Here is an 11,118-nt window from a genome sequence, read left to right as displayed (position 1 = left end):
GAAAGCTGACGGTTACACTTATGTCCACAAAGGAAAGAAATGTCCATTGATGCGAGCGATTAGAGGAATACCGATCGCGGCTGGGATTTTCCACCGTTACCACGAGTTGCGCTCCTCCCTCTGTGGCTGTGGAGGGAAAGGGAAAGGGCAAAAAGCTGGCGCTGGGTTCAATGATTTCTAAGTCAATCGCCTGATCAGAGACGCCAATCGCTTTGAGAGCATCCAGGATTGGTTGCAGCATCTCTAGTGTGATTACCTCTTGTGTTTCAAACTGAGATAATACCCCCTCTGGCGGCGAAGAATAGTTTCTGGCAAATTTGAATAGGAGACTGGCGCTATCGGCTGGTTGACTGGCTCGACCTTTGCCAATAACCCGAAACGTCGGTTCCTCGCTGGGTGGTGGATAAAATAACTGACTGATTTGGCGAGCATCGGGCGTTGAGTCGTTACTTATATTCTCAGTCCTACCTGGACTAGGAATTAAACTTGTCGTGATAACAGCGACAATCAAAGATGACATAACTCTTTTTTTCATTCTGCCCGATTCTCCTGACCCAATTGGCTCGCAACAGTTGTTCATTTATCCAACAGCAAAATTATCCTAGCCCAGTTCTGCCCAAAAATGTACTACCTCTATTCAAGTAAGCACGAATTGCCAAAAAAGCCACCACCCCATCAAAGATTAGGGTGGTGGAGGATATCACGAGCGGATTTAGCTTTGTTTTCCGGGTAGCCCGGTAAAATCTCAAGTCAGATTAACTCTCATAAATTCGAGATTCCATGGCTTCAGGATACTCTTCGCAGTATTCCTCAAACGCTGTTTTAGAGAGCTTTTCTGCCCGTTGGTGTGCAGCTTCAGCTTGCAGTTCTTCCACAATATCCCAGGCGGCGGCACATTCTTTAGAAGTTGGACCTTTTTGGGCGCAGACTGCTCGTGCTTCTTCTACAGCTTTGCGGATTTCGTCTTCAAGGACTACAGTCTTGGGTTTTTCGAGGAAGTCTCCTTTGGTCAGAATATCGGTAATAGAGATAATGCCCAGCAGTTTATCCTTGATCACCGGAGCGCGGCGAATACCGGTATTGGCAAATAATCGCGCCACGTATTCCACGCCGAGGTTAGGATTGACCACAATGCAGGGCTTATTCATTATTTCATAAACCCGCACTTTTTTGGGATCTTTGCCATAGGCAATAACTTTATAAACAATATCAGTTTCCGTCAGAATGCCATAAGCATCTTGGTCATGGCGGCGATCTACAATTAAAGCCCGCAGACCCATATCGTTCATCAAATCCACGGCGTCAGCTACAGTCGCTGAACCGCGAATGGTCACCACATCTGTGGTCATGATGTCTTGAGCCTTCATCATCATTTGAGTTTCTCCTGGACGTTTATCTGCCTTTATGATGTGACAGGGAAGCCTATCAGCTAAATAGGCGAGGTGCCTCACGTCATAATTTTCAATTTGACGTGATCCGAATCGCCATTATAATGTAGTACAAGGTTTCTATCGTTGAGCATTTTTGATTAGGGTTGTCTCTTCTTGCTCTACCCGGAGAGTCCCACTGACTTTACCGCTATTTTAGCGCGTTTTAAGTATTATTGCTTATCGAGAGCCCTTGAATCTACGGTGGAGATCGTCATTCGTTAGGGAACAGGGAACAGGGTACATTCGTAGGGGCTCTCGCATTCGCGCCCAGATTGATCGGTTTTCTGCCAACATTTCAACGCGAATGCGAGAGCCCAATCCCCAACCGCCAATTACCTGTTCCCCAATCCCCAACCCTCAATTACCTGTTCCCCAATTACCTGTTCCCCAATTCCCATTTCCCCAATCCTCAAAGCTAAACTGGTAGCATCTCAATCTCTAACCTGAGATGCAAACGATCGCGATTACCATTACTGATGACCATTGGGTAAAGTTGCAACAAATGGCAACTCACCTGGACATTTCCCCTGAAACCTTGATTGTGATAGGTATTGAACAGGTTCTCACTCATACGCCGTCTTCAACATCAGCGTCACAACCACAGTCACAACAGAGTCTCCCTGAACACCCTCAGAACTTCCCGCAAATCCTTACTGAACTCAATCAGGCGTTTGCGCGACTAAACTCGGAAATGGACAAACGTAAGCAAGCCGAAGCCGAAATTCTTCATGCTTTAGCCAAAGAAAAACAACGGGGACACTTAAAATCTCAGGTTCTATCTATCACCTCTCATGAATTCCGCACACCCCTGACAACGATTCTGTCTACCGCTGAATTGTTGGAACATTACCAATGGACAAAAGCTGAACAAGTGGAACAGTTGCATCTGATTCAGGAAACGGTGCAACAGATGCTGCAACTTTTGGAAAATATGCAGTTCGTCGGTATGGCTGATGTGGCACAACTACCCTTTACTCCCACCCCTGTGGAACTCCATGACTTTTGTCAACGGTTAGTGACTCAGATTCAGCAGGGTTTAACTATCAAACACTTAACCGACGATGAGAATCAAACCTATACCCTCGCCTTTGTGAGTCAGGTGACTTGTTTACCCGCGATGATGGATGAAAAACTACTGCGACAAATACTGTCTAACTTACTATCCAATGCGATTAAATACTCTCCTGTGGGCGGTACGATTCGATTCAATCTAGCCTGTGAGGGAGAGAATGCTTGCTTTGAGATTCAGGATCAGGGGATTGGTATCCCGTTAGAGGATATACCCCACCTGTTTGATTTTTTCTATCGGGGGAAAAATGTAGGCGCGATCGCGGGGACAGGATTGGGGTTAGCCATTGTTAAACAATGCGTTGATCTTCATCAGGGTCAAATTACCGTAACCAGTGAAGTTGGCGTCGGTACGACGTTTACGGTTCGGTTACCCTTGATAGGCGATCGCGGGAGCAAAATCAGCATTCAGGGAACCGCGAACCGGGAATAGGCAATAGGAAACAGGAGAACCGAGGAGTGGGGGATTTTAAACTAAAACGGCAGCAAATATCCACGTATTGAGTCTTCAACAATCATTAATCCAAACCAAATATTTTTCTCTAATTAGAGAAAAATATATCTGCAAAATTTAGTGAATTTCTATGGGTTTTAAGTATTTAATTTTAGAATACTATACATAAGCACAATAGAAATCTAAGTCATAATTTTTCCTGGCTTCCATAAGCCCAACATTTTATTAGGATTGGGCTCTAGCCCAAAATTGCTAACTTGTTCAACAGGAAAGCGATAATACTCGCCTCGTTTTCCGACTTGCTCCCATTGGGCGAGATATCCAGCGAGCTATAGTCATGACGACGATTTTAGTAATTGAAGATGAGAAAGCCATTCGCCAGAATCTACTCAGACTCCTGAACGCTGAGGGGTTCGAGACGCTTGGTGCAGATAACGGTAACACAGGTGTGGAATTGGCTCAAACCAAACAGCCCGATTTGATTATTTGCGATATCCTCATGCCGGGACTGGATGGTTATGGTGTGCTCCAGATCCTGCAACAGTATCCACCAACGGCTGCGATTCCCTTTATCTTCCTAACCGCAAAAACAGAACGGGCGGATATTCGTCAGGGTATGACTTTGGGAGCTGATGATTACGTCACTAAGCCCTTTACTCGCGCCCAAATCCTCGGTGCAGTCGCGGCTCGGCTGCAAAAGGTGAAATTACGCCAACAGCAGTCTGTGATCAATCCCAATCTGCCCAATCGTCAGTTATTACAGAAACGTTTTGATCAGCTAGAGACTCAGGGGAATCAGGGTAAACTTCAGATTTTTCTGTTGTCTTTGGAGATCGAACAACTTAACCAACTGAACAATACCTTAGGACTTGCCATCGGCGATCAATTGCTTCAAGCCGTTGTCGAACGCCTACGCCATCTGTTAGGAGTGCAGGATGCTATTGCCCAAATCGATAGTGACCATATTATTATTCTCTTGAGTCGAAGTTATCTTAAACCAGAGAGTATTCAAATTGTCGAAGCCCTATTAAAAGCATTTGATTTACCGTTTCAGGTAAACTCTCATAAAATCTTCCTGTCTGCCTACATCGGTATTGCGATCTTAGGGCGTGATGGTCGAGAACTCGACACCCTGATTAGACATGCCAGTGTGGCAAGAGAGGAAGCCAAACAATCGGGAAATCGCCGCTACCAATTTTACATTGCCTCAATTGGAGCAAAATCTCAAGAAGCCTTTGAGCTAGAAATCCAAATGCGTCAAGCCTTAGAACGGCAGGAGTTTCAGCTTTATTATCAACCGAAAGTGAATCTGCTCACGGGACAGATTGAGGGGGCGGAAGCCTTGGTGCGCTGGAATCATCCTCAACGCGGGATTATTCCGCCTGTTGAGTTTATTCCCTTAGCGGAAAAAACCGGGTTAATTGTGCCATTGGGCGAATGGATACTCAGACAAGCTTGTCAGCAAGCGCGAATCTGGCAAGATCAGGAAATATATCCCTTACGGATTGCCGTTAATTTATCGCCCCGTCAGTTTAATCAGTCCAATTTAGCCGACTTCGTCGTGGATGTCCTCCATGAAACTAGATTGAATCCTCATTATTTAGAGTTAGAACTCACCGAAAGTACATTAGTGCAAAATCCAGAAGCCGCGATCGCGACATTGCAGAGATTCAAATCCTTGGGTATTCGGATCTCCATTGATGATTTTGGTACAGGCTATTCCGCCTTAAGTCAATTGAAGAAATTCCCCTTTGATGTGTTAAAAATTGACCGTTCTTTTGTCTGTCAGCTGACTGAAGATAGCCGCGATGAAGCGATTACAACGGCAATTTTACAAATGGCTCGCAGTCTCAAGTTAAAGGTTGTGGCGGAAGGGGTGGAGACGCTAAGTCAATTAAATTTTCTCAAAGGACATCAGTGTGATGAAATCCAGGGATATTGGTTTAGTCCGCCCTTATCGGCTGAGGCGTTTGCTGAGTTACTGAGTACAGGGAAAAAGTTTCCCCTGTTATCAAGTTGAGCCTATTGACAAAATCAAATATCACTGTTCTGATTAAAGTCCTCTCCATACCACAGGCGTTTAAACATCGCTTCGACTTCTCGATTTTTCAGTAAGAGTATAAAAAAATTTACATTGCCAACTGAATGATGTGATGGCTTTAGTCTATCAAGCGTTTGATAAGCACAGCGAAGAATCTACTCAGCTTTAAATGTCCATTCCTGATTGCCAATGCGGATGATATTCCCCGGAGTTAGGGTGCAAGGTTGATGGGGGGTAAGCTGTTGTCCATTGATAAATGTACCATTAGAACTACCCACATCCGTTAACTGGTACTGGACTTGACCTTGAGCATCTTTGGATTGAGTAATCTGAGCATGATAGCGGGAACTCAACCCATCATCGAGAACCAGCGTATTACTCGGTTCTCGTCCAATCGTGCAGGTGCTAGCTGATAAATTGAATGTCGCACCCGATGAGTGGTGGACTAGACGCGCCTGTACTCCACTAGAGGGTTGGGAAATTATCGTGGGCGCTAATACGGGTTTATCTCTTACAGGTAGATTGGCTGTGGCTTCTCCAGTGCTGGGTAAAGAATTCGGTTGAGGGGAAGTGCCAAAAGCAGGAGGATTGGCGTTGGGGGTATGGGGTGCAATGATATTAACGTGCTGTATGGAAGGTGGGGGGATAACGGGGCGACTGGCTTGTGCGATTTGCATTTGTAAGGCGGCTTCGTGTTCGGCTTCCTGTGTGGCGCTCATTCCCTCCACTTGACGAATGATTCCCTTCGTCTGCGGAAAGTTAATATCACTGACTCGCACGTCTTCTAGGGCAAAGCCTAGGGAATAGGATACCTCGGCATGGTCAAGTAGGTATTGTCGGATATGTACTCGTCCCTGGTTAACTAATTGTTCCATCCGCAATTGACCTACAGCTACCCCTAAACTATCTTTTACTGCGCTCGTCAGCGCTGCAATTGGATCTGAGAGTTCCAGGGCTACCCGTCTCGCATCTACCACCTGGTACATGACATTTAGGGAAATATTAATCAAATATTGATCGCGGGATAAGAAATCCCCTTGGGAGACGATTTCTAGGTGGCGAATCTTGCTATCAACCAGAACCAGTTCACATTGTTCGAGAAGGGGTAAGGCGAAGCTGAAATGACGCCCCGGTTTCAATTTGCGGACAAGTTTACCATTTTTGACCAACAAACCTGTATAACCTGCGCCGATAAAGTCCATACTCCACCCAACCCAGCGTTCTGGGTTTAGCGTTTGGATGAGGGGGGTAGTGGTGCTAGACATGAGCGGTTAGTGAGATGAGAGGAATGGCAGGTTATATATTTTTAGACTAACAAAGCTTTGCCGGATTCCGGCATGGTAACTAGGACGAGATAGGTAACTGTTGGGTTTCGGGTTCGCTCCCCGCTGAGTATCGCCTATTACCAGAAAACATTGTAGGGGCGACCCGCCCTTACAATATTTATGTGAAAACTCTCTATCTGTTAGTCCGCGATCGCTTACAGGAGGAACACCGGATTGAAATTATCGCTGATAACAGTACCAACGTGTAATTATTCAACCGGATATGATATTATTTCTTGTTACCTGGTTCTTGCCAAAAAACAATGGAATCATTTAACGGTTGAACTTGGGTTCCTGGATAGTAAAACGTGAGAATTTTCTCCCCTGCCCAACCCAGATTGGCTAAGTTATACGAACCATATTGGCTCAAACCAACGCCATGTCCAAAGCCACCGCCGACATAGGCATAGCCTTTGAGGGTTTTATCAGCACCGTATATGGGTTCAAGGTAAAATAGGGTACTGCGAGGTGGATAAAAGGCGCTACGGACTTCATTTTTATGGAGTTCAACCACACCCTTATCTGTTTGCACATTAAGCTTGAGGATGCGTCCGGCTGGCGATCGCTTGACAACTTGCATCTGTTGTATGGTGGTAAACTCCGCTAGCGGGTGTTTGATTTTTTTCAAATAGCGCTGTAAATCTGCCTGAATTTGTTCGAGGGAGTTTTCTATCCGCCACCGGAAGGGGGATCTGCCACTTTCATTGAACCCTTCTTTCAAATTAATGAATTCGCGGAGGTTTTGTTCATTCCCTAAAGGCTTATTAGATAAGTCCCAAATCGGTTTAGGCGAGTCAACCACAGCTTTTAGGTAAGGACGTTCTGATCCGTTCCACGAATCACTAAAGGGCGCGGTGACACCGCCAGAGGTGGAGGAGTATAAGGCGTCTACCAACTCATTATCATAGGTTAAGACTAGCCCCTGGGTTTTTGCGATCGCGCGGTCAGCCGTGGGAACGGTTCCTGTGAGTCCCCGATAGACTTGACAATGGGTATCTGCACAGATTTGGTAATTGTCCGCCGTAAATCGACGGAGATTCCGCAGGGCGTAGGTGCGGGCAATAATAGTTTGCGCTTCTACTGCAGCATAAGGCGCCCCTGGTCCTATTTCATGAGGGACAACGCCGCGCAGATAGGTTTCTAAGAGAACGTCATTAACCAGGGTGTAAGTCCCGTAAGCATTAGGCTGGATTTTCAGACTCCCTGCATACAGTCGCGGGTTGCGCTTATCTTCACCACGAGTTACCTGGATTAAATCATTCTCCGAATCAATCTCTATCCACTGACGACTATACCGATAGCCATCTACCACAAACGAAATTCGCGGCACTTGGGGAAGGACTTGACTTTCTAGTCTAACTGTGTTCTTTCCTTGAGCTTGAAGGCTTTGCAGCAATAGGCGTCGCAGCAGGGGCGTCTGATAGACATCCCTTTTCGCCCAAACTTGCCAGCGTTCCGGCTGCACCACTTCCACCTGAATCCCCTGTGAACGCCATTGATTCGCCGCATCTTCTGCGGTTTCAAAGGTGGCGTGATCGCTGAGGACTAAATGTTCAGCTAAAAGGGGTTGGGATAGGGGTTGCATCGCCACTTCCAGCGTCACCTGATCGGTTTCCAGGGTTTTGGGTTGCATATTTCCCGCCAAAAACCGCAAACTCAGGCGATCCCCAGGTGTGGCTTTTAGGATCAGTTCATCGGTGGGTTCTGAGCCAAAACGCTGCACCACACCCACTTTCAGGTCTACATCCTCCGCCTGAGCCGCCATACTTCCAGAGAGCCCCCAAAGCCAGAAGGCGATCGCGCAGGCTTTCAGGACAGTTGGGATTGGTGATTGGTGATTGATGATTGAGGAAGAGTTTTTGGTCTGCATGATATCAAGTTATATCAAGTCCGGTAGGGGAAGCTGGGGGAGCCTGTTCCAGACATACGACTACAAATTCATCAAGCCTCAGCACTAAAGAGCACTTCACCCTGAATCATCCGCTGAGCCGCATCAAGTAGCACTTCTTCCAGATAAGGTTTGGTAAAGTAACCACTCGCGCCAAGCTGTGCTGCCATTTGCCGATGTCGTTTCGCCCCACGAGAGGTAAGCATGGCAATGGGTAACTGGCTAAGATTCTCGTCTTTCTGAAGTCGAGACAGCAGTTCCAATCCGTCCATTCTTGGCATTTCGATATCACAGAATACGATATCACAGGGTAAGCCTGAGCGTAGTTTATCCCAGGCTTCTTGACCATCGCGGGATTGTTCCACCCGATAACCAGCTTTGGAGAAGGTCATCGAAAGGAGTTCGCGGACTGTAATCGAGTCATCCACGATCAGAACCAGTGGCTCATGGCGAGTTTCTGGGGCTTCCTCAATTCCTGCACCTTCGCTGTCCCCTCTTGACCATATCGTCACGCTGTCTTTCCGCAGGCGTCCACTGGCAAGATCAATCAGTTCTAACACATCGGCAATGGGCATGATTCGACCATCTCCTAAGACTGTCGCCCCAGCAATGCCAATGGGTTTAGGCGCAGGACCTTCGAGTTGTTTAATTACGATTTCCTGTTCGCCTAAGACTTGATCCACTTCAATCGCAATGAATGTCCCAGAACTGCGTAGCACGACAATTGAGATTTGGTCGTCTTCTCGCTTACCCCCATAAACATTGCCCCGACTAATGGAACGGTTGTAGGAGAGCAACTCGCTCAGAGGTTGTACCGACAGGAACGTGTCCCGCCAGGAGACACCGACTTGACCGTTGGCATCCTTGTGGAAGCGATCGCGCGATACATCAAACATATCTTCCACCCCATCCATAGGAAAGGCAATGCGAGCGCGCTCGGAAAGACAACATAGAGCTTTACAAATACTCAGGGTTAAGGGTAGACGAATGGTAAACGTTGTGCCTTTTCCTAATGTCGAATCAATGTAGATTGCGCCCCGAATTTCGCTCAAACTCGTGCGGACGACATCCATCCCCACACCCCGTCCCGCGAATTCATCGGTTTCGTCTTTGGTACTAAAACCGGGGTGGAACAGAAAGTCATACAACTCTGTCGGGGTTAGGTCTCTCGCCTCGGCTGGGGTGATCAGTTTCTTCTCAATTGCCTTTCGTTTAATCCGGTCTGGGTCAATACCCGTACCATCGTCGGAGATGGCAATCACCGTTTGGTTTCCTTGGTGGAACGCTCGCAGGATAATTTGACCCACGGCTGGTTTACCCATCTCTTGCCGTTCTTCTGGGGATTCAATGCCATGGGTAATCGCATTATTGACCAAGTGGGTTAAGGGATCATAAAGGTGTTCCAGGATCATTTTGTCGAGCAAGGTTTCTCGACCTTCCACTTGCAGTTGGGCTTCCTTTTTTAACTTGAGAGAAATTTCCCGCACCGGACGAGTTAGACGGTCAGCCGCATTCGCAAAAGGCACCATGCGCGATCGCGTCAGTCCTTCTTGGAGTTGAGTTGTCACCTGTCGCAAGTTGCGAGCCACCTGATCGGTTTCATCCACCAAAAATTCCACGTCTGACGCCGACTCCCGCACTTGCACGATTAACTCGATCATCTCTTGGGAGAGTAAATGGAAGCCGGTAAAGCGATCCATTTCCAACGGGTGATAGTCCTCCCCTGACTCGGAACTCGTGGATGCAGATGCAGAAGTCTCTGACCCGAACACAGAGCGAGAGCGCTGTTGACTACTGGCTAAAAGAGAACTCTCCAGAAGCGAGCGCTCATACAAATCCCGCATCCGCGCCCCGACATCACTTAACGCCGAGACTTGATGCTGTAAATTATCCAAGAATTGCCGCAGACGCTCTTGATCTTGTTCTAAGCTATTACGGCTCACCACCAGTTCTCCCACCAAGTTATTTAGACTGTCGAGATGCTTAACCGGCACTCGCATTGTCTGCTCAAATGTCCGAGGCGTGCGCCGACTTGGCAAAGAGGCGCTTTGTCGCGAACCTGTATTTGTTGTGGCTGAACCTACCGTGGATTTATCAGTTTCCTGAAGAGCCTCCTGCAGCATGAGTTCTAACTCTTTATCTAGCTCATCTTCCTGTTGAGATGGGCGAGTTTTAGCGACAGACGATTGATTGTCTTGAGTTGATTCCTCCTCGCCTAAGAATACTTCTAAATCCTCAAACAAATCTGTATGTGAGGGAGTATCACTCAGCATGGCTTCTAATTCCGGAAACTCATCGCCGCTTTTGCTGGTCAATGTTGCGGCTGACGTCTCCCCGTTCAGCATGGCTTCTAATTCTGCAAACTCATAGCCGCTTTCGCTGGTCAATGTTGCGGCTGGCATCTCCACGTTCAGAATAGCTTCTAATTCCGCAAACTCGTCGGCGCTTTCTCTGGGTGAATCCAGATCCCATTCGGTTTCTGCCAGAGTTGCTAATGAAAAATCATCGTCAACAGTCGCTTCGTCCAGACTAAAAAGTTCCTCTAAGTTTTCGCTAGGCGATGTTTCTGTTGTTTCCCAATCCCCAAATATATCGGCGGCGGTTTCCCCTGTTTCTGGTTGCTGTATCTGTTGAGACTCATCGATTAACCAATCTGCATCTAAATCCTCTACCTCGGCGCTGCTGGCTAATTCTGCCTCTTCTTGTGCAAATAAGTCATCTAAGTCTTCACCCGACGATGTTTCTGTTGTTTCCCAATCCCCAAATATATCGGCGGCGGTTTCCCCTGTTTCTGGTTGCTGTATCTGTTGAGACTCATCGATTAACCAATCTGCATCTAAATCCTCTACCTCGGCGCTGCTGGCTAATTCTGCCTCTTCTTGTGCAAATAAGTCATCTAAGTCTTCACCCGA

General features: G+C 47.2%; 7 protein-coding genes. 2 read left to right on the top strand and 5 right to left on the bottom strand.

Features of this window, described 5'->3' with window-relative positions; all coding sequences use genetic code 11:
* Window positions 1–520 (bottom strand): hypothetical protein (locus ACLGGO_RS33720; RefSeq protein ID WP_446422584.1); only part of this gene is annotated, 520 nt, incomplete at its 3' end.
* Between the two features lie 235 nt (window positions 521–755).
* A complete protein-coding gene (locus ACLGGO_RS33715; RefSeq protein ID WP_446422583.1) occupies window positions 756–1,373 on the bottom strand; it encodes a CP12 domain-containing protein in 618 nt (205 codons plus the stop codon).
* A gap of 505 nt (window positions 1,374–1,878) precedes the next feature.
* Between ACLGGO_RS33715 and ACLGGO_RS33710 the strand changes: the two genes are divergently transcribed.
* Both ACLGGO_RS33710 and ACLGGO_RS33705 read left to right on the top strand, forming a co-directional pair.
* On the top strand, window positions 1,879–2,931 hold the full coding sequence (locus ACLGGO_RS33710; RefSeq protein ID WP_446422582.1) for a sensor histidine kinase: 1,053 nt from the start codon (window positions 1,879–1,881) through the stop codon (window positions 2,929–2,931).
* A 358-nt stretch (window positions 2,932–3,289) separates the two neighbouring features.
* A complete protein-coding gene (locus ACLGGO_RS33705) occupies window positions 3,290–4,972 on the top strand; it encodes an EAL domain-containing response regulator (protein WP_446422581.1) in 1,683 nt (560 codons plus the stop codon).
* 176 nt (window positions 4,973–5,148) lie between these two features.
* Here ACLGGO_RS33705 and ACLGGO_RS33700 read toward each other — a convergent pair whose 3' ends face one another.
* From ACLGGO_RS33700 to ACLGGO_RS33690, 3 genes are all read right to left on the bottom strand, one after another.
* The gene (locus ACLGGO_RS33700; RefSeq protein WP_446422580.1) at window positions 5,149–6,258 is read right to left on the bottom strand and encodes an FHA domain-containing protein; all 1,110 of its coding nucleotides are present in this window, start codon (window positions 6,256–6,258) and stop codon (window positions 5,149–5,151) included.
* Between the two features lie 289 nt (window positions 6,259–6,547).
* Window positions 6,548–8,188 carry a SpoIID/LytB domain-containing protein gene (locus tag ACLGGO_RS33695; protein WP_446422579.1) on the bottom strand — a complete coding sequence of 547 codons (1,641 nt, stop codon included), beginning with the start codon at window positions 8,186–8,188 and terminating at the stop codon, window positions 6,548–6,550.
* A gap of 71 nt (window positions 8,189–8,259) precedes the next feature.
* Window positions 8,260–10,974, bottom strand: coding sequence for a hybrid sensor histidine kinase/response regulator (locus tag ACLGGO_RS33690; RefSeq protein WP_446422585.1), 2,715 nt, complete (start codon window positions 10,972–10,974; stop codon window positions 8,260–8,262).
* Window positions 10,975–11,118: the final 144 nt, after the last annotated feature.

Source organism: Coleofasciculus sp. (assembly GCF_046565525.1).
Classification (GTDB): domain Bacteria; phylum Cyanobacteriota; class Cyanobacteriia; order Cyanobacteriales; family Coleofasciculaceae; genus Coleofasciculus.
Note: the sequence above shows the minus strand (reverse complement) of the source record. Positions and strands in the feature narration are given on the sequence as shown.

What these genes read in the sequence shown, in the direction of transcription:
- ACLGGO_RS33715 (WP_446422583.1), bottom strand. Translation starts at nt 1,373, where the DNA reads ATGATGATGAAGGCTCAAGACATCATGACCACAGATGTGGTGACCATT.
- ACLGGO_RS33710 (WP_446422582.1), top strand. Translation starts at nt 1,879, where the DNA reads ATGCAAACGATCGCGATTACCATTACTGATGACCATTGGGTAAAGTTG.
- ACLGGO_RS33705 (WP_446422581.1), top strand. Translation starts at nt 3,290, where the DNA reads ATGACGACGATTTTAGTAATTGAAGATGAGAAAGCCATTCGCCAGAAT.
- ACLGGO_RS33700 (WP_446422580.1), bottom strand. Translation starts at nt 6,258, where the DNA reads ATGTCTAGCACCACTACCCCCCTCATCCAAACGCTAAACCCAGAACGC.
- ACLGGO_RS33695 (WP_446422579.1), bottom strand. Translation starts at nt 8,188, where the DNA reads ATGCAGACCAAAAACTCTTCCTCAATCATCAATCACCAATCACCAATC.